The organism is Snodgrassella sp. B3088 (assembly GCF_026535815.1).
GTDB classification, from domain to species: Bacteria; Pseudomonadota; Gammaproteobacteria; order Burkholderiales; family Neisseriaceae; genus Snodgrassella; species Snodgrassella alvi_E.
In genome coordinates, this window is the sequence record NZ_JAFNPG010000004.1 from 18,825 (window position 1) to 39,697 (window position 20,873).

The 20,873-nt window shown below is 40.8% G+C and carries 15 protein-coding genes; 7 read left to right on the forward strand and 8 right to left on the reverse strand.

Going from position 1 to position 20,873, the window contains the following annotated elements; all coding sequences use genetic code 11:
* Positions 1-29: 29 nt before the first annotated feature.
* From J3U75_RS03290 to J3U75_RS03300, 3 genes are all read right to left on the reverse strand, one after another.
* On the reverse strand, positions 30-662 hold the full coding sequence (locus J3U75_RS03290) for a hypothetical protein (RefSeq protein ID WP_267390513.1): 633 nt from the start codon (positions 660-662) through the stop codon (positions 30-32).
* A gap of 482 nt (positions 663-1,144) precedes the next feature.
* On the reverse strand, positions 1,145-3,349 hold the full coding sequence (locus J3U75_RS03295; RefSeq protein WP_267390514.1) for a heavy metal translocating P-type ATPase: 2,205 nt from the start codon (positions 3,347-3,349) through the stop codon (positions 1,145-1,147).
* Between the two features lie 39 nt (positions 3,350-3,388).
* Complete coding sequence (locus J3U75_RS03300; RefSeq protein WP_100151661.1) at positions 3,389-3,595, reverse strand: heavy-metal-associated domain-containing protein; 207 nt, start codon at positions 3,593-3,595, stop codon at positions 3,389-3,391.
* Positions 3,596-3,705: 110 nt separating this feature from the next.
* Between J3U75_RS03300 and J3U75_RS03305 the strand changes: the two genes are divergently transcribed.
* The 3 genes from J3U75_RS03305 to waaA all read left to right on the forward strand — a co-directional run bounded on the left by J3U75_RS03305 (position 3,706) and on the right by waaA (position 9,130).
* The gene (locus tag J3U75_RS03305; RefSeq protein WP_267390515.1) at positions 3,706-4,107 is read left to right on the forward strand and encodes a MerR family DNA-binding protein; all 402 of its coding nucleotides are present in this window, start codon (positions 3,706-3,708) and stop codon (positions 4,105-4,107) included.
* 129 nt (positions 4,108-4,236) lie between these two features.
* Complete coding sequence (gene smc / locus J3U75_RS03310; RefSeq protein ID WP_267390516.1) at positions 4,237-7,716, forward strand: chromosome segregation protein SMC; 3,480 nt, start codon at positions 4,237-4,239, stop codon at positions 7,714-7,716.
* 127 nt (positions 7,717-7,843) lie between these two features.
* Positions 7,844-9,130: a lipid IV(A) 3-deoxy-D-manno-octulosonic acid transferase gene (gene waaA / locus J3U75_RS03315; RefSeq protein ID WP_267390517.1), complete on the forward strand. Its 1,287-nt coding sequence runs from the start codon at positions 7,844-7,846 to the stop codon at positions 9,128-9,130.
* Positions 9,131-9,893: 763 nt separating this feature from the next.
* Here waaA and J3U75_RS03320 read toward each other — a convergent pair.
* From J3U75_RS03320 to J3U75_RS03355, 5 genes are all read right to left on the reverse strand, one after another.
* Positions 9,894-10,346: a pilin gene (locus J3U75_RS03320; RefSeq protein ID WP_323811347.1), complete on the reverse strand. Its 453-nt coding sequence runs from the start codon at positions 10,344-10,346 to the stop codon at positions 9,894-9,896.
* An 833-nt stretch (positions 10,347-11,179) separates the two neighbouring features.
* Positions 11,180-12,610, reverse strand: coding sequence for a sulfatase-like hydrolase/transferase (locus J3U75_RS03330; RefSeq protein WP_267390518.1), 1,431 nt, complete (start codon positions 12,608-12,610; stop codon positions 11,180-11,182).
* A 188-nt stretch (positions 12,611-12,798) separates the two neighbouring features.
* Entirely contained in the window at positions 12,799-13,248 is a 450-nt protein-coding gene (locus tag J3U75_RS03335) for a pilin (RefSeq protein ID WP_323811348.1), read from the reverse strand.
* A 417-nt stretch (positions 13,249-13,665) separates the two neighbouring features.
* A complete protein-coding gene (locus J3U75_RS03345; RefSeq protein ID WP_323811349.1) occupies positions 13,666-14,115 on the reverse strand; it encodes a pilin in 450 nt (149 codons plus the stop codon).
* A gap of 249 nt (positions 14,116-14,364) precedes the next feature.
* Positions 14,365-15,168 carry a hypothetical protein gene (locus J3U75_RS03355; RefSeq protein WP_267390519.1) on the reverse strand — a complete coding sequence of 268 codons (804 nt, stop codon included), beginning with the start codon at positions 15,166-15,168 and terminating at the stop codon, positions 14,365-14,367.
* 354 nt (positions 15,169-15,522) lie between these two features.
* Between J3U75_RS03355 and J3U75_RS03360 the strand changes: the two genes are divergently transcribed.
* The 4 genes from J3U75_RS03360 to J3U75_RS03375 all read left to right on the forward strand — a co-directional run bounded on the left by J3U75_RS03360 (position 15,523) and on the right by J3U75_RS03375 (position 20,856).
* The gene (locus J3U75_RS03360) at positions 15,523-17,745 is read left to right on the forward strand and encodes a FepA family TonB-dependent siderophore receptor (protein WP_267390520.1); all 2,223 of its coding nucleotides are present in this window, start codon (positions 15,523-15,525) and stop codon (positions 17,743-17,745) included.
* A gap of 315 nt (positions 17,746-18,060) precedes the next feature.
* The gene (locus J3U75_RS03365; RefSeq protein WP_267390521.1) at positions 18,061-19,005 is read left to right on the forward strand and encodes an alpha/beta hydrolase; all 945 of its coding nucleotides are present in this window, start codon (positions 18,061-18,063) and stop codon (positions 19,003-19,005) included.
* Positions 19,005-19,811 carry a siderophore-interacting protein gene (locus J3U75_RS03370; RefSeq protein ID WP_267390522.1) on the forward strand — a complete coding sequence of 269 codons (807 nt, stop codon included), beginning with the start codon at positions 19,005-19,007 and terminating at the stop codon, positions 19,809-19,811. Before J3U75_RS03365 ends, J3U75_RS03370 begins: the two co-directional genes overlap by 1 nt.
* A gap of 79 nt (positions 19,812-19,890) precedes the next feature.
* Positions 19,891-20,856 carry a siderophore ABC transporter substrate-binding protein gene (locus J3U75_RS03375; RefSeq protein WP_267390523.1) on the forward strand — a complete coding sequence of 322 codons (966 nt, stop codon included), beginning with the start codon at positions 19,891-19,893 and terminating at the stop codon, positions 20,854-20,856.
* Positions 20,857-20,873 lie beyond the last annotated feature (17 nt).

Here is a 20,873-nt window from a genome sequence, read left to right on the forward strand (position 1 = left end):
TTCATTTTCTATTTGGTAAAAATTCTGATTCATCCAAATATTGCTTTTTTATCTTTAGGATTTTTTAGAAATAAGCATAAATTATCTTCATACATTTTAAGCCAGTATTTTTGTACAAGTTGTATACTTTTCGGATAACTATCTTTAAACTCTTCGTTTGTAATTTCTTTCCATACATTAAAACCATAATTTTTCAAAGCATAATAATCTGCAATAATGGAAGCCTGCTGCTCCATACCGTAATTAGATAATAGTTTGCCTTCTTTCAACCCATATTCGTAATTTGCGATTAAACTGAATGCGCCACGCAAGGCTACCTGCATGCCCATCTGATATTGCCAAACATGGGTCATTTCATGCATAAAAAAATGTTTTCTTCTAATCGGTTCTATGGAATAATCTCTTGAATAATATTCATGCGGCCAGTATATTCCACCAAATGGTGTGATCGCATATTTACCTTGATGCGGCAGCAAGATGCCATCCCGAACTCGTACTTGTGATAATACTATGGCACTTTTAAAAACAGAGGTTACCATACTCATTTCGCCTGGAGTTAACAGACGAGATTGGGACTTGATATGATTACTTGCAGTTTCGTAAAGAAGATCTAATATTAACCCAGAAGCACCGCAACAACTTTCTGTCAGTAAGTTTGCCATCAGATTACCCCTCTATGGTTATGTAACATTCTAAATTCGAAAATCAGTATTTTTCTGATTTATTTTTCATCCTATTCTAATTCAATCCAAGATATTTTTGGCTTGGATTTATCTAGATGAAATTAAATTTAGTGATAAATATCAAAATGAAATTAATTCTAAAATGATATGCTTATTTGGTATAAAAAAAGCTATATTATTGTATGATTAGCAGAATATTGAGTACTTTTGTTGATTTACTTTTATATCATCTCAGTATTGATTAGTTTAGAAAAAAAATATTTATGCCAAAAACATATCAACAAGATGTTATGTCATAAATAGCAGCGCTACTGGAAAATTGTGCTAATTAGTTATATTTTTAAAAATTTTCACAAAAATCTTAGAAAAATAAGAAAAATTAAGCTGGAATCAGAATTGCGAATGTAAAATATATAGATAGAGTTAAGCTAGAAAATAACTTTACTCAATAAATAAAATATTTATTCCAGCCCGCTTTTTTTCAAGCGTAAAGCATTTAGCAATACCGAGATGGAACTCATGGCCATGGCTGCACCCGCAATCACAGGGCTAAGCAAGCCGATAGCGGCTAGCGGAATGCCAAGTATATTGTAGAAAAAGGCAAAAAACAGATTCTGTTTGACGACGCGCACGGTAGCATGAGCTAAAGCCAGCGCATCGGCTACCTGTGTAACAGAGTGGCGCATTAGCGTAGCTGAAGCAGTATTAGTGGCTACATCAGCACCGCCATACATGGCAAAGCTTACATCGGCGGCAGCTAATGCGGGCGCATCGTTTATACCATCGCCTACCATGGCTACTACATTTCCCTGTTGCATAAGTTGGCGAACTGCTTCGGCTTTCGCGCGGGGATTCATTTCTGCATGATAATGATTGATACCCAGCTGCTTAACAATGTATTCTACGACGCTGTGCTGGTCGCCGCTCATAATATAAATGTCAATATGTTGTTGTTTTAGGCGCTGAATAGCTTGAACGGTATCCTTTTTAAGTGCATCGGCTATAGCAAAGGCACCTTCTAGTTTATCGTTGATAGCTACGACTACAATGCTGGCTATCCGCCAGATTTCTTGTTGTTTTAATTCTTCTGGGATGTTAAAGCTGCAATAAGTGGGATTGCCCACTTTGATTGTGCCATAATTTTCTACCTGTGCCAGTGTGCCCTGCCCGATATCGCTGTGGCTGTTGGTAGCGGTTAATGGGGTTAATTGTTGCTGTTGTGCTGCTTTTATGATGGCCTGTGCCAGTGGATGGGTAGTGAGCTCTTCTACGGCTGCAGCCAGTTGCAGTATTTTTTGTTGGCTGTATTTACTTTCTGGCGCCTGCCATTGCGCAACTATTTGCGGTTGGCCGCTGGTTAAGGTACCGGTTTTATCCAGCACAACGGTGTCTACCTGACTGGTACGTTCGAGTGCGGCGGCATCTTTAAACCAGACACCATAGCGGGCAGAACGCCCCATGCCCACCATCATAGCTGCGGGTGTAGCCAGCCCCAGCGCACATGGGCAAGCGATAACCAATACTGCCACACCGCGGGTAACAGCTTCGTTGATACCATTCCCCAGCCACCAATTTAATAGAAAGGTTAATACAGCTATGGCAACTACAGTAGGAACAAATACCATGGATACTTTGTCTGCCAGCCGTGCAATTGGTGCTTTGCTTCCTTGAGCTTGTGCCAGCGCCTGCATCATGTCGCCCAGCAGGGTCTGGCTGCCTAGGGTCTGTGCCTGATAAGTGATGCTGCCATTGCTGATAAGAGCACCAGCAAGGACTTTGTCTCCGGTTTGTTTTAATAAGGGTTTGGATTCGCCGGTAAGATAACTTTCGTCACACCACGCTTCACCACTGTGCACGAGGCCATCGGCAGCAATGCGATTACCGGCATTGGTTTGTAGAATGTCACCCGTTTGTATCTGGCTTAAGGGAACTTCTTGCCAGCCGTTTTCTGTCTGCTTGCGTACCATTTTCGGCGTAAGCTGCAATAACAAGCTCATGCTGTTGAGACTCTGTTTTTTGGTACGTTGTTCAAGATATTTTCCCAGTGAGACAAAAGCTATCACCATTACACTGGCTTCAAAATAGATATATTGGTGGGCATGGTTCTGATGGTTAAAGAGCATAATGCTGGAGTACAACCAGATGGCTAGAGTACCTAAGGACACCAGTACGTCCATATTGGCCACGCCGCCTTGCAAGGATTTGATGGCACTGGTGTAAAATGGCCAAGCAAAGCCAAGCTGGATAATGGTGGCAAGGATAAACTGCCACAGCGGCGGCAGCATCCAATGCTTCCCTATCAACATGCCAAGCATGCCGATGATAAAGGGGATGGCAATGAGCCAGATTATGGCCAACCGCCACGCTATACCGGTATGTTTACTGGAATCAGCCTCGGCCAGTGCATTGAAACTGCTTTCACTGGCAGGGGTTGCTTTGAAACCAGTTTTAGCCACCATTTGAACAATATCTTCTGTGCTCAGCAGCTTGCTGTCAAAGCGGGTTTGTAATTCATCACTGGCAAAATTAACATCAGCAGTCTGTATACCCTGCTGCCGACGCAGTACTTTTTCTATGCGGTTGGCACAAGCCTGGCAATCCATACCCTCAATGGCAAAACGCGCTGAGGTTGTTTGAGAACTTTTTGTAAGCAAGTTTTCTTCCATGGTATTAACCTTTATTTGCCCAACCGCTGAATTTAAAAATTAAACAACATCAAAACCGGCCGCTTCTACCGCAGCTTTTAGGGTATCAATATTGGTAAGGCTTTCATTAAAGCCTACATCGGCAAGACCTGTAGCAAAGTTAACGGCTACGGTTTCTACGCCAGGGCTGCCTTGTAGTGCTGAAGTAACACTTCTGGCACAGCCTTCACACGTCATTCCGTCAATTTTAAACTGAACCATTTGCATGATTGTCTCCATATAAAGTGGGTCTATAAAAAGTATTTTAGTAAAGCTTAAACCTTAACCCTGTGATAAAGTCAAGTTTTATTCCGGTTTACCCATTTTATTAATTTGCTATGAATATCAGTACAGCAGAAAAATTATCCGGCTTGTCTAGCAAAACAATACGTGATTACGAAGCCGCTGGCTTAATTCGGCCACAGCGACAAAGTAATGGCTATCGCGATTACAGTGATGTAGATATTGCTACATTGAGTTTTATCCGCCATGCACGTGAAGTGGATTTTTCACTGGCACAGATTGCTGAGCTGCTGGCCTTACGCAATGATCCACTGCGTGCCAGTGCGGATGTGAAATCTCTGGTAGGTGAACATATCCAGCGCTTGAATAAAAAAATATCAGATTTGAATAATATGAAAGATACATTGGAAAGCTGGTATAACCGTTGTAAAGGTAATGATTCACCTAATTGTGCCATTATTGATGGTTTGGATAAGCGTGGCTGTATAAAGTCGTAAAACTAATACGGTATCGCATTTTTGATTAAAATATTATAAACAGGTATTTGAAGTAACTAAAACTGTCTTTTTGTTTAAAACCAGCTAAAATAGCCAATTTTGTGGCTATTTGCCTGCTTTATTGTTGCTATGCGTCTAACCCATATCAAACTTTCCGGTTTTAAATCTTTTGTTGATCCCACTACGATTGCCGTACCAGGAAAGCTGGTGGCTGTAATCGGGCCAAATGGTTGTGGAAAAAGCAATGTGATTGATGCCGTACGCTGGGTGCTGGGCGAAGCATCGGCCAGACAGCTGCGCGGTGAAAGCATGCAAGACGTGATTTTTAATGGTGCCAATACCCGCCGCCCCGCCCCGCGCGCCAGCGTGGAACTGGTATTTGACAATAGTGACGGCCAGCTTCAGGGTGCATGGGGACAATATGGTGAGGTGGCAATAAAACGCCAGCTCACAAGGCAAGGTGAGTCTACCTATTATATTAATAATCAAGTAGTACGCCGACGCGATATTACAGATTTATTTTTAGGTACAGGGGTTGGAGCTCGTGGCTATGCAGTGATAGAACAAGGGATGATTTCACGCATAATCGAAGCAAGGCCGGAAGAACTTAGAGCGCATATTGAAGAAGCGGCAGGGGTTTCCAAGTACAAGGAACGCCGCCGCGAAACAGAAAACAGACTGGCAGACACACGCGAACACCTGCAACGACTGGCGGATTTACAAAGTGAGCTAGACAGGCAGGTAGAAAAATTACAACGACAGGCAAATACAGCACAACGCTATCAGGAACTAAAAGAACAGATAGCGGGTAAACAGGATTTATTTGATTACAGCCAATGGCAACAGGCACTGGCTCAAGCTGATGATGCTACTACAATGTATCAACAGCATGACAATGCTCAGGAAACGCTTCAACAGCATCTTGAGACACTTGAAGAAAACCTACAGCAATTGCGCGAACAGGAACAGCAGCAACAGCAACAGGTACGCGAAGCAGAAATGCAACGCGCCGGTCTGCGCGAACAGTGGGCGCGTCTGGAAGAACAGATCCGTCACCGGCGTGACTGGCAACAGCGCATGGCGCGAGAACAAGCACAGGCTCAATCAGAACTGCAACGATTGCATGAAGAAGACCGGCAACAGCAGGAGCAGCTCGAATCAGCCAATAGTGAATTGGAAGAACAGCAAATAGTGCGCGAAGAATGGGCTATGCAAGCTGCCGAGCATGAAGCACGTATGCCAGAGCTCGAAGAGCTGGCACATCTGGGTGAACGCACACGCCAGAATCAACAGAATGAGCTGGCGCGGCTGGAGCGTGAACTGGCAATTAAACAACAGCAACACCAGCATGCGAGCAGCAGTATTACGCAGTTACAACAACGTCAGCAGCGGCTGGAAACAGAGCTGGCGCAGTTAGCCTTACCCTCTGAAGAAGAGATGGAAAAAACGCGGGACAGTGCATCTGAACTGGAACAGGTAGTAGCAACACTGGAGGAAAACCTGCTGCAGTTTGAGCAGCAGCGAGACAATGCCCAGCAAGCACTGGCACTGGCTCAACAACAGTATCGCCAGTTGGACAAACAGCAACTTACACTGAATGCTCAGGTGGAAGCGCTTACCGCAATGTTGCCAAAAGCAGAGCACAGCAACACGACAGCGTCAGAACATACTGATATTCCCTTGCTGTGGCAGCATATGCAGGTTGAACCACACTGGCAGCATGCAACCAGTGTAGCGCTGGGTCATAAAATTCAGGCTCATTACTGTAAACAGCTACAGCTAGACAATATCCAGACTGAGCACACTTCGGTATGGGTCAATCTAAACACTCCATCCGAAACATCACCCGTTGCCAGCGATGCCTTGTTGCAGCATATTGAAGTAGAATCACCCTTTGAAGAAGTATTGCATTTCTGGCTTCGGCAGGTGATATGCGCTGAATCTCTGCAAGCAGCCTTACTACTGCAAAAGGAGTTAGAGGCACATCAACTGATTGTTACTCCGGAAGGCCATTGCATAGATGCTATAAGCATTACCTTATATGCTGAAGATAATGGCTCTAGTTTATTGCAACAGCAGCAGCAATTACGTGGACTGCAACAAGCCCTTGTGGATATCGAACAACCCTGCCAACAGGCACAAGAAGCCATGCAGCTGGCACAGCGAAATCTGGATAATACAGAAGCTCAACTATTACAGTGCCAGCATCAATTGAAACAACAACAACAAAGCTGGCAGGCTGCCTCAGCACAGGCCACAGAATTGATTGCACGTACCAGCCAAGGGCAGCTTCGCCGGCAACATATTCAGCAGGAATGTGCCCAAATAATCAATGAATTAACCCAATACGAACATATACAGCAACAGGCACAAGCAGATGCCGATAATCTGACGCTAGCTATAGACCAATTGCGTCCCCAGCTAGAAAGCCATACGACCAACCAGCAGAACCAACAGCAAACCCTCAAACAAAGCCAGCTGGCGCTGCTAGAGGCACGAAGGCAACAAGGACTGGTTGAAATGGCCATTGTGCGCCTACAGCAGCGAATCCAGAGTGCGTCGCAGGAGCGCCAACGGATTGCACGTGAGACCGAACGTTGGCAAGAACGCCAGAGCGAGCTGGCTCTTGGTATTGTTGACGAAGAAGTAGAAGACGAACAAACTTTGCAAACTGAAGAATTGAATGCACAGATTAATGTAGCCAGTGAACGTTGTGCCGATGCACAGCAACAGTTGCAAGAGCTTCAGCAACTGTTACAACAGGCACAGCAACAACAACACACACTAAACAGCCGCTTACCTCAACTACAGGCGGACACACAAAAAGCCCTACTCCAGCAGCAGGAAGCCTTACTAAATGCCAAACGTTTTTACGAAACACTTCAACAGAATAAAGCCGATATAGATACATTGGCAGAACAATTTGCCCATACCCAAACAGAATCTAAGGAACTAAGCGAGCAAATCGCTACTCTTGCACAGAAAATCAATGCTTTGGGCGCTGTAAATCTGGCTGCATTACAGGAATTGGAAGAAGCCCATGAACGCGCTCAGTACTATCAGCAGCAAACTGCTGATGTTCAGGCCGCCATAGCATTACTGGAAGAAGCCATCAGTACCATTGATGAAGAAACAAAATCCCGTTTTAAAACCACATTTGATGCAGTCAATCAGAAAGTACAAAGCTACTTCCCAACCTTGTTTGGTGGGGGCGAAGCACATTTGGATATGGTTGGCGATGACTTACTCAGCGCGGGCGTATCCATTATGGCGCGACCGCCTGGCAAGAAAAACAGCACTATTCATCTGCTTTCTGGTGGCGAAAAAGCTTTAACGGCTATGAGCCTTGTATTTGCTTTGTTCAGCCTTAATCCGGCACCATTCTGTTTACTGGATGAAGTAGATGCGCCATTGGACGATGCCAATACAAGCCGTTTCTGTCAGCTGGTACAACAAATGTCCGCACAAACTCAGTTTGTTTATATTTCCCATAATCGGCTAACCATGGAAATGGCCGAGCAACTGGTAGGCGTTACCATGCAGGAAAAAGGGGTCTCACGGATCGTGGAAGTTAACATCCGGCAGGCTTTGGATATGGCTGAAGCCTAAGCCAAAGAACAAATATCGATATCAGTACCTTCATTCCTGTAAACAACTGCTTATAAACGGGGTTAAACCCGTGTGTTTTTTATTATATTATGAAGGCCTTGAAACAGGCTTTTTACATTGAGTTCATATGCTATTGAATCTTTTATATCAATTTTTATGGTTGCTCGCCCCTCCTTTTTTACGCCGTTATTTGCGTCGACGTGCCAGACTGGCACCGGCTTATGCCCTATATTGGGCTGAACGTTTTGGAAAACCTTATCCGAATGCGGTAAAAAACGCTATCTGGATTCATGTAGTATCAGTAGGAGAAACACGTGCCTCAATTCAGTTTATTCAAGCGTTGCAAAAACGGTTTCCAAATATACCTCTTTTAATCACTCAGACTACCCCTACCGGCCGTGCTACTGTGCAGCATTTTTTTCCGCAGGCACAGTGCCGTTACCTTCCCTATGATAAAAAATCGTGGATAAACCAGTTTATCCAAGACCATCAACCTTTATTTGGTGTGTTGATGGAAACAGAAATATGGCCGAATTTAATTAATATCTGTGCTAAAAATCGCATTCCTCTATTTATGGCTAATGCACGCCTATCAGAAAAATCATTGCAAGGCTATCTGAAAGTGCGATCGCTGGTTGCTCCTGCTCTCAGCACCTTGACAGGCTGTTTTGCTCAGACAAATGCAGATGCCGAACGCTTGAAAAAAATTGGTGCGGCACATCTTAAAATATGTGGTAACACCAAGTATGATATTTCTCCAACCGAAGACATGCATGTTTTAGCACAGACATTCAAACAACGTATCGGCAACCGGCCTGTGATGGTTTGTGCCAGTACCCGCTATTACCATGGCAGCGACGAAGTACAATTATTGCTCGACGCTTGGGCAAAACAGAATACCGGCCATACATTACTGATCATCGTACCGCGCCATACAGAACGTTTTCAACCAGCTTTCGATTACGCAGAAAAACTTAATTTTATTACACAGAAACGTAGCGATAATCTAAATATTTCCCCAGAAACTCAGGTTTGGATTGGCGACAGTATAGGTGAGTTGTTTGCTTATTATTTATGTGCGGATATTGCTTTTGTAGGCGGCAGTCTCGTTGACAGCGGCTGCCACAACATTATCGAACCCATCGCCTGCAACCTACCCACTTTATTTGGCCCATCTACGTATAATTTCGCTGATGCTGCACCAAAAGCGGTTGCTATCGGAGCAGCGCAACAAATCAGATCTGCAGAAGACTGGGCAACTACCTCATTAGCCTTACTTGCCAATCCACAGCAACGCCGATACATGTCGGAAAATGCAGAAGCTTTTATTACACAACATCGCGGTGCCAGCGAAAGAATGGCACAGGCCATTTTGGACAATCTTGCGCTTACAGCCAAGAACTCTCAGCACTAAGACAAATATTGTATTTAAAGAGCTGCAAATTATAAACAATATATCAAATAAACCCTATAGCATATTATTTATTGAACAAATAAAGTACATTAACACTAATTTTATATTTGGAATCATTAACAAGACTGATTCAGATTAAATACACTTTTATTTCAATCCTATGTCTTAGTTTTATATTAATAAAATGAGCCAAACATATTTTTGTTTGCTTAGTGGGAACTTATGTATTTCAATTTCATATATCTGAATAAACGGTAGAGAGTCAAGCTCAAAACTTTCTTTGTATTCATCAAATATAATTAAATAAATATGATATAAGCATATATAAATCTACTTGTTTTAATTATATTAGCGAAGATTTGAAAAACTATTTTGAAATCCACTTCTGGCATACTTTTGTCTGCCGTCAAATAATGGCTAAAAGCCATTGTAAGTATTTTTACCAGCATATCGTGTTAAGAATACGGATAATAAGTATTCAATTTCATCTACTAGATATTTAATTTTCTCTGTCCTGCCTTATTCTTAGCATGATATATCACACAAGAGTATAACTTATGATTAAATCAATAGACTAATAGAATTGACAACCAGAAAAAACTTCTATTAAATATATAAAATTGTTATAAATACAGATAAAAAAATTTATAACAATTTAAAAGATAAGGTAGTTTCATTAAAAATTTAATATTATTTGCATTATTCGCTTTTTGTTCATATAAAAAAGCCACTCAAAGTGGCTTTGAATTAAATTCAATAAGGATTACAGGTAAGCTTTAGGAATGTATTTATCATTCATAGTAGTGCCGGTAGCATTCTTTTTCAAAGAGCCATTTTTCAAAACTGACAATACCAATATTTTACCTGAAATAGCTGCAGATACGCCGGTTTGATTGACAGTATACTTAATTGTACAACCTGTATCTCCCATGGCTGAAGTAGCTGAACTCATGGTAACGGTACCACCGATTTCAGCTGTGCCATATTTACCTTTTTGCTGATCTACAGCAGCATTAGAACCAGTTGTACATACACTGTTTTGCATGTTATCTACTACCTGTGATTTCAAACCAGCAGCAAGGCTAGAAGCTTCGGATGCCTGAGAACGAGCAATATAGTCAGAATACGCAGGTACAGCGATAGCAGCCAGAATACCGATAATTGCAATGACAATCATCAATTCTATTAATGTAAAACCTTTTTGAAATGCTTTCATTTTAGTCTCCATGTCAATATGGTTAATAAACTAGTTGAACATAAAATCATTAGCAATTTATATGCCTAATTTTAGGATTATACTATTTTTATATATTAATTTCATTATTTAACATTTTTATAATTGAAGAATTCAAACTAGTAACCTAACAAATATTTAGACTTAAGATTAAGCTTAAGAAATTTATTTATAATTTTCAATTATCAAACTGTTTTTGTAAAACAATCTATTTTGTAATAGACGAGCACCACCATATAATGCGTTTAATTATTGCGTTAGTTTTGCTTATATAGCTAACACTTAAATATACAGCGGCTGACAATATTACTAAAACAATCGTCTGCAACTTTCTCACCATGTTTGGTTCGACTAATCGAGATGTCGATGTTGCAAGTCTAAAAATACGCTATTGGTGTGTAACAACAAATCCGCCGCTCGGAAAACAACACCTCTACCTCATATGCCTTATTTACCCTTCCTCAACAAGGCATCAATACATTTCAAAAATGCAAAAGCTTTTATTGCACATTATCGGGTCGCTAAACCAAGCTTGGCACAGGTCATTTTTGCAATTTTGGTCTTGCAACAAATCATTCACTGTATTGTGATGGATCTGTAGTTTAAGAAGCTGCAAAATTACAACCAAGTAATTAAATGTGCTCTAAAGCATTTTTTATCAAGTTATTTAGATACATTCAGACTGATTTTATTTTTAAAAAATCAAAAACCATATTGACACACATAAAATTTCTCTTCAATTTAACCATATAATACTATTGTATATTATAAAAATACCAAATCTACTTAGTAAGTTAGGCATGACAATAAGCCTGTTAATTAACTCGTATGTGAATAAATGGCACTGAATCAGGCTTAAAACTGTCTTTAAATTCATCGAACACAATGGGCGGGCTATGGTCACCAACAACTACAATATCAGTATGCTTAAAACCACCTCTTTTTATTTCATCAGCAAGTACCTGAAAAAACTGATGTTGAAGATTCAAATTCCGGCATGCTTCTTGTCTTCCATTAAATAATGGCTGATGGCAATCATAAGTATTCGCTCCCAACATATCCAGCTCAGAATAAGGATGATGGGTGTTCAGTGTTAGCCAGTATATAAATGATTTACCCTGTGCAGATTTATTGGCAGCTGATACATCATGCACAATATTGTAGTCACAAGCTCCAGGAAATGAATGACATTGCTTAATATTACTGAATTGAGGAAAAAAATGCGCATCTTGCAAATCCATATGTGGATACCAATCTTTTCTGTCATACATCTTGGCATAAGAACCATGGAAAGCTTGGACTGTGTACCCTTGTTTTTGTAATCTTACCGGAACACATTTTTTGAACTTATCAAACGGACCTAGTTTAAAATTGGAACTTTTAGCTTTCAAATCACATAACTCTCGAAGCTCCCCCATTATGGTACTGTGGAGTGCTGGATTTTCACCCTGAGCAATTAGCTGTACATTGGGTAAATTCAGCAAAGGTGCTTTTACCGATGAATTAATAGCGCCATGTTCAGGTACAAAAGTCCCCCATGACTCATTTAAAATAAATAGTATTTTTTTAGGAGGATGCTGTATATTGATCTGCTTTTGTAACACCCCACCATGCGGCCAATCATAAAATTCAGGTTTAAGCGTTCCACGCCAGAAAAACTGTGTATTAAATTTAAGATTTTGAATCGTTTCGTAATAACTTCCCCACCAACCTACAGTCTGATAACGATCTGATAAATTAGCACCGCGATAATCGTAAAAACATATGGCAAAAAGCAAATACAATACAGATAAAGGTACAATCATTTGCGTAGAAGCCAAACGAACCAAATATTTCAGGATTAAAAATAAGCTCAAAATGAGATTGCCTAAAATAATTCCTAAAAATAACCAATATAATTTTGGTGCCTGTGGAATGAAGTAAAGTAAATCAACGAATTCAGACAAATTATCATAGTGATAGAATTGTTTAATCCAGTACAGAATATCAAAAATATAAATACAAATATATGTAATAGTAAATAAGACCAACGACCACTTTTTACGCAAGCATAACAACGGTATTATCCATACGTATTCGAGTACAATATCATAACGTTGTGAATAAGTAATTAAATGTGCAAGCCAGAAAAAAACATTATTTATGATCAAGTAAAATATAAGAAAACACCACAACCGTAGCGAAAAATAACGCTTAACCAAGAAAAAAATTTTGGAAAAAACGGGAAAATGTACAGCCAATTTCATATCTAGATCACATTGTATTAATTTATATAATATTTATAAGGAATTACTAATACATATTAATAATCTTTATAAAAAAATTTGCCCATAAATGAAGGCAAATTTAATATTTAGCAAAAAGAATAATCATTTATTATCTATAAATATAGAAAAGCCACCATCGGTGGCTTTATGTTGTATCTTAACAAAAATTATAAATAAGCTTTAGGTATATATTTTTCATCCATATCTGTACCGGCTGCTGATTTCTTTAATGAACCATTTTTCAACACAGACAATTCTAATTTTTTACCTTTAATAGCAGCAGAAACACCGGTACTATTTACAGTATACAGAATTGTACAACCTGTATCACCCATGGCTGAAGTAGCTGAGGTCATTGTTACGGATCCTGCAATTTTTGCAGTACCATATTTACCTTTTTGCTCATCTATAGCTTTATTATTTGAATCACAGGTATTATTTTGCATGTTATCTACTATCTGTGTTTTCAAACCGGCAGCCAGACTAGACGCTTCAGATGCTTGAGAGCGCGCGATATAGTCAGAATAAGCAGGTACAGCGATGGCTGCCAAAATACCAATAATCGCAATAACAATCATCAATTCGATTAATGTAAAACCTTTTTGGAATGCTTTCATTTGAGTCTCCAGTTAAAACAGTGAATAACCTAATTACACATTAAAAGCATGTAGCAAATATCATGCCATAAACTAGTATTTAACATTTTTTATCTTATATTAAGTAAAGATAATTAGTTGTAGATTAACTCAATATCCAAAATTTTTCACATTATTTGTCTCAAAATACAAACTACTAAATATAAAAATTTTTAGATATCGAAACATTTTAATTCAATAAAAAAAATATTTTCAATATACTACGAAATTGTTAAAGCAATTCCAAACAAATATTGTAAAATTGTAACTGCATTGACAATATAAATAAACAGAGTTTATTTTTACTCTTTCGATAAGTTTTTTATTGGCTAAAATGTATTAATGTCTTACGAGCCATCAATAACTTGATGCTACCCTAACAAATTTTTGGATTAATTATCAAATAAAAGCATTGGGCAGATATTTTTTATCAATTGTACCGTTATTAAATTTCAGAGAGCCGTTGGCAAGTACATCCACTACCATATAACGGTTAATTAATACTGAGGAAGCTTTTTGTGAATATACACTATATTTAATTTGGCATCCTGTCTGAGTGCTTGCTGAATTTTGAACATTACTCAATGGAAATTCAGTGCTAATTTCTGCAATACCATATCTACCTGTATAACGATATTCAGATTGATTCTGAGCCCTACAGCGTTGATGCTGCATATTATCTAAAACCTGAGCTTTCAAATTTCCAGCTAAATTAACACCTTCGGCTAATTGAGCACGAGCGCTATAGTCTGCATATAAAGGCACCGCAATAGCTGCCAAAATCCCAATTACAGCGATCGCAATCATTATTTCAATTAGTGTAAAGCCTTCAGCTTGTAATTTATTCATAATATATTTGATTAGATGAATGAATTTTTCTAAATATTCATAATATTGAAAATATTTATTAAATGATATTATATTTTATAGTAACTTTCATAAACTATTTACATTTAAACATGTCTGTTATTTAGCTATTGATATTTTTAGTCATTGATTACCTTATAATTGATTTAATTTTATATCTTTGTAAATCATAAACTTATATAGCAGAAAATATAAGTTATGTCTTATTTTAAGCTAATCACACTGAAATTTTTACAGATAAAATTTTTTCATATACGCACATACGGCTGCCAGCATGGCCAGCTGATCTGTTGTGTGCCCCATTTCTGCTTCAGCATTGATGTAATCAATCTGTCTCTGCGCGGCCCAGACTGATAATGAACCATCATCGCGTACTGTCTGATTATTCTGTAAAACCACATTGAAATTATGGCCGGCAAAAAAATTAAAGGCTTGTGCACTTGTTACATAAAAAAAATCGTGCGGGTTTTTGTCTGGGCTAATGGCTATCTGACTCACGTCTTGAGCCATGGAGTTACCCGGCATATAGTTTCTTACGGACAGTCCGGCAGTGTGTGTGTTATGCACTGCAATAATCAGTTTTTTCTGGCTTAAATACTGTTGCAGGAAATTTTCAGCCGCCTCACTCAGCTGCTGCAAGATTAGTGCGCAGTTGCCTTTATTACATTTTAATGCTGCTTTTCGTCCGTTTGCAGTAAAAATTCTATTTGGGTCAAAGTGAAAGCTGAACTGCTGATTACGGATGATGATTTCGCGGCTGCCGCCATGGCGCAAATCCAATAAACATCCTTGCTGAATCTGATTTAAGGTAATCAATGCAGTGCGTCGAGCAGTTTCTTCATTATCATGAATGTGTATCCATGTGATATCCGGCCAAGGCGTACCTGTACAAGTTTCGTAGGCAGGTATAGTAATAACTGTATTAGCAGGAGGAGAATTGTCTATAGCTGCAGTTTCCGCGTATACGGGTAGCGCTATGGATAATGCGGTCCATAACGCAGCGTAATGATAAAAATGGATAATTTTTTTCTTCATTTTGTTTACCATATGATTTTATTACATTTTATTTTTTCGTATTAGCTGTTTATAGACTTCTATTTTTATTCTTTAAAAAGATGTGTACTAGCCCTACTGAAATTAAGTAGTGCATAGTTTGCTTTTAGAAATTTACTAAGTAATTTGATGTTAACTTCTAATCAGCTTACATTTTGAGTTTAGGGTGTCAATTTTTGTCACTTTCAACTGATTTGTGTAACTAAAAGCAAGTATTATTATGTATAGGTATGAATTTGTAGCTTTTAGTTAGTTAAAGATGGTTTTAATTGAAAATAATAACAAGATTAATTATCATTCACACCTTTAACAAATTATAAACTCTTTCTGTATTGTATGTCTCAGTCTCCTTTCCCTTCTTTCAAACTGGCTTTATTACCTTTACTCTTTTCCGGCGGTATGGCGCATGCACAGGATGGTGCCAAACTTGATGATATTTATGTCACAGCCGAACAGCAAGTTAAACAATCACTTGGTGTATCAAAAATTGATAGTCTAGATATTGAACGCAGACCACCGGTGAATGACATTTCTGAGCTGGTACGGACAATGCCGGGGGTTAATCTTACTGGAAATACTGCATCTGGCCAGCATGGTAATAAACGCCAGATTGATATTCGTGGAATGGGGCCGGAAAACACCCTGATTATGATTGATGGCCGCCCAGTAACCTCACGTAACAGTGCACGCATGAGCTGGCGCGGTGAGCGCGACACCATCGGCGACAGTGACTGGGTGCCGACAGCTGAAATACAGTCTATAGAGGTAATCCGTGGTCCGGCTGCGGCTCGTTATGGTTCGGGTGCTGCTGGTGGGGTGGTGAATATTGTGACAAAAAAAGTCAGTAATGAATACCACGGTGCTATTAATGCATTTATGAATCTGCCTGCCGATAAAGAAGAAGGCGATACCCATCGGATAGGTTTTGATTTAACTGGACCTATTATTAAGGATGTGCTGGGGTTTCGCCTTTATGGCAATCTAAACAGTACTGATGCTGATTCTCCTTATATCAATCAACGTTCGGGAGACAGGGGCAGCAAATCTTTGGTAGCCGGACAAGAAGGTCTACTGAATAAGGATGTAGGCGGCAGGCTGGCATGGCGCCTTTCTCCGGCACAAACTCTAACGCTCGATGCCACGTATAGTAGGCAGGGTAACCGCTACAATGGCGATGGGCCGAATAATGTACAAACCGATTATACGCAAAGTTTATATGGCAAGGAAACGCGCCGTGTATACCGTCAGAGTTTTGCTCTCACCCATGAAGGCGCATGGGATTGGGGTGATAGCAAGCTGGTGGCGCAATATGATAAAACTACTAATAGTCATTGTTCTGAGGCGCTTGCGGGTGGACCGGAAGGTTTGTGTCAAGATTTAGGAACGAAAGATATCACCTATGCTGACAGTGTCCTGACTACCAAGCGGCTGGCCGGTGAAGTTCACATTCCTTTTTCTGTTTGGGTACCGCATGTTTTAACTATGGGAGCAGAATATCAGCACGATAAGCTGAATGATCCTGACGGTCTGCGCCGCATTCCTATGCCGAATGCTGTGTACCCAGCTGCGGCTAATCACACGCCATCGCTTAGTAGCTGGGCCGGCTACGTGGAAGACAATATCAGTCTTACCGAACAGTTGAAAGTGGTACCGATGCTGCGCTATGACCATAATAATAAAACTGGCGGTAATGTTAGCCCCGGAATCAATATGTCATGGCAGTTGCATCCAAACTGGCTGCTCAAAGGTGGTATCGCACGAGCATACAAAGTACCTAACCTGTATCAAAGTACAGACAGCTATATGCTGTACAGTAAAGGTAACGGCTGTGCTGTTTCTTCAGGCAGTGGCCGCGGTTGCTACTTGATTGGTAATAGTAAGCTAAAACCGGAAACCAGTGTTAATAAGGAAATTGGCTTTGAATTTAGCAAAAATGGCTATCTGGCTTCGCTGGCTTATTTCCGTAATGATTATAAAAATAAGATTGAAGCCGGACGGCAAATCATTTTCACCGGAAGTTCCGGAATCAGTGCCCGCTCCGGTGGCTATGATTACTTTGAATGGACCAATACACGTAAAGCGCTGGTAGAGGGACTTGAAGGCAACTTTACTTTGCCGTTTTCCAAACAGTGGAAATGGGTGAATAATTTTACTTATATGTTTAATTCCAAAAACAAGGAAACCGGTAATCCGTTATCTATTATTCCCAAATATACAATTAACTCCTCTCTGGCTTGGGCACCTACGGAAAAATGGGATACGTTGCTGACTTATACCTATTACGGCCGACAGAAACCACGTACCGTGCCGGTCAATCCGGTAGAAGCAGGGATTGGCAATGGCGGACAAGGTACAGTCGGCCTGAGTGGCGAAGAAATGGGCAGCTATGGTATCTGGGGAATTTCAGCCGGATATGCGGTGAATAAAAACATCAATGTTCGCGCAGGGATGTCAAATATATTCAATAAGCGCATCTATGCTTCCACTTTACGCGGTACGGCCTACACTTATAACGAACGGGGACGTGCAGTGTGGGGCAATATGAAAGTTTCTTTCTGATTATGCCGAAGCATCAGGTTGTCACTGTGGCAGCCTGATAAAAAATATTTGGTTTTCACGTGACTTCGATGTCCAAATAAGTTATATTTATTAATAGTAATGATTATTATTTATAAATAATCAAGGATAGTCCCATCAGCAAAGGTAAACATAATTTATTGATTATCTGAAAGATTTAACCAAAATCCTGATCTGGTGTATTAATTAAGTACTCTTTCATCTTTTTTTGCAATGCAGCAACCTAATCTTACTTCGCTACCGTCTTGTTGTCTCCATATGCTTACTAAAGCCAATCAACTGACGGAAAGATTAAATATGCGCCAGATTATCATTTTTTTATTAATGTTTTTTACGGCCTTAATCTTGCACAATACAGCTAAAGCCCAGCCTAATCTGAATGAAAGTGCTGATTTTGCTGTGCTGCAACAGCAAAATGGCGGTTATCATTTTACAACCCTGCCGCTTACATCTACAGACGGACAGCGCCAGTACCGCATTTACATCGGGATTCCTGCACAACAGCCTCCTGCCGGGGGTTACCCTGTTTTCTACGCGCTGGACGGAAATGCCGTACTGACTTTTCTAACTCCTGAAAACATGCAGATACTGGCACGGCAGCCTCAGCCTCCAGTATTGGTATTGCTAGGTTATGCAACTGATAAACGTTTTGATGTGCGGGCACGCGCCTACGACTACACCATTGCGCCGGAAGACAACAATACCGACCCACTAGATGCCAGCAGAATCAACGGCGGTGCCGATATATTTCTGGATATGATACAGAATGAGGTTATGCCGGCTGTGCAGATGAAAGTAGCAGTCAACCTAGATAACCAGACACTGTGGGGTCATTCTTATGGCGGGCTGCTGGTACTGCATACTCTATTTACTCAGCCTAATCTGTTTCAACACTATATTGCAGCAGACCCGTCTGTGTGGCTGCATGGCGATTTACTTCAGCAGGAAGCAGCGGAAATGCTGAAGCGTAAGGTTGATTTTTCTGGCAGCAGCCTTTTAATATTCAATAGTAAGCTCAGACCCAAAAAAATTCCTAAAAATCCGCATGTTGCCGCCCGAATTCGGATGCGTAACGAACAAACGGCCAGACAAGGTAATTTGGGCAGAAAACTGGCTGATGAATTGCAGCATCATACTGATTTAAGCGTTAAATACGAAGTTTATCCGCAAGAAAACCATGGCAGCCTGTTTGGCAAAAGCCTGCAACTAACTCTTTTTCACCCCTCAATCAGGCCACAATAATGAATAAACGGTCACCTCATCAAGCTTATCTGGTTCGGGTACAAGATATTATCGATCTAAGCCCTAATCTGCGCCGGCTGGTTTTGCACAGTGATGAATTGGTTGATTATCCGCATCAGTTTAATGGTGCTCATATCAAGATTTTTCTGGCGTCGGCAGGTCAGACTTCGCCGCAACTACCGCAATTTTCCGGTCATGGTTTTAAATGGGGTGATCCAGACAATAAGCCGATTGTGCGCACTTATACCATCCGAGATTATGATGCTCAGGCATGCACGGTAAGTATTGATTTTGTGAAACATGGAGACAATGGACCGGCTTCGGCATTTGCAGAACACGCTCGTGCGGGAGACATCATCGGGATTTCATCACCGGGAGGCCCGAATCCGATGCTGAAAGCAGCTACACGTTATTTATTTGTTGGAGATATTACGGCTGTACCAGCGATTGCATCGTTGCTGTCTGATATTGAGCAGGAGGCCAGTGGAGATGTGGTTTTACTGTTGCCAGATGCCAGCGATTTACCAACCACTCTAAACCTGCCTACCAATATGCAGTTGCATATGTTTTATGGCACTTTAAGTCAGATTCCGGCACTAATAGAAAAAGTGTCCGGTTTTCCACCCCTGTGTGCAGATGATTTTGCCTGGGTTGCTGGTGAAGCTGAAATGGTCAGACCGCTGCGTGATTTATTGCGTAACCAATGGCAATTACCACCACAACGCCATTATGCAGTCCCATACTGGCGCCATGGCGAAACAGAAGAAAGTTATCATGAAGCACGGCACCGATTTATTGAAAAATAGGCGTTTACACCGAAATATGACCTGCCTCTGATTCAGGCAGTATAATTAATGCAAACAATAATGATAGGAAATTCAGACAATGTTTAAATCCTGCTGGAAACCACTCGCTTTATCTATACTGGCATTATCGCTTCTCTCCGCATGCGGCGAAAAAAACACTCAGAACAGTTCTGCCAGTAATACAACTGCTTCAGGAGCTGCTGTTAGTGGCCCCACTGTCTCTGTAAACACTGCACGCGGTGAAATGAACGTACCAGAAAATCCTTCCAAAGTTGTGGTATTTGACATGGCCACCCTGGATGATTTGCAGGCTTTGAAAGTACCGGTAACCGGTGCGCCGAAAAAAGTATTGGTACCTTACTTGCAGCAAACATTGGAAACCGTAAACAACACCGGTACCTTGTTTGAGCCCGATATGGAAGCACTCAATGCGCTGAAACCTCAGCTGATTATCATTGCCGGACGTACGGCACCTAAATATGATGAATTAGCGGCTTTAGCGCCAACCATGGATATGACAGACAGCGGACAGGATCTGATTGGTGATGGCATGAAAATGCTTGATACCTACGGTAAACTGTTTAAAAAAGAAGCTGAAGCCAAGAAACTGCATGATGACATTCAGAATCTGCTAGCTGAAACGCAGCAGGCGGCCAAAGGAAAGGGTACTGGCCTGATTCTGATGGTGAATGCCGGTAAACTTTCTGCTTTCGGTCCTTCTTCACGCTTTGGCTGGATACACACACAAGTCGGAGTACCGGCTGCCGATACCAATATTCCGGCCTCCCCGCACGGCCAGTCTGTTTCGTTTGAATATGTACAGAAAACCAATCCGGACTGGATATTTGTGATTGACCGCACCGCAGCCATAGGTGAGGAAGGCAAAACCGCACAGGCTGTACTCAACAATGATCTGGTACGACAGTCCAAAGCGTGGAAAGAAAATCATATTGTCTACTTAAGCAGTGCCTCTTATCTTGCCGCCGGTGGTGTGCAGCAGATGAAAACCGACTTAACCAATATCAAGGCTGCTTTCACACACTAAAACTAAGTATTATTCGT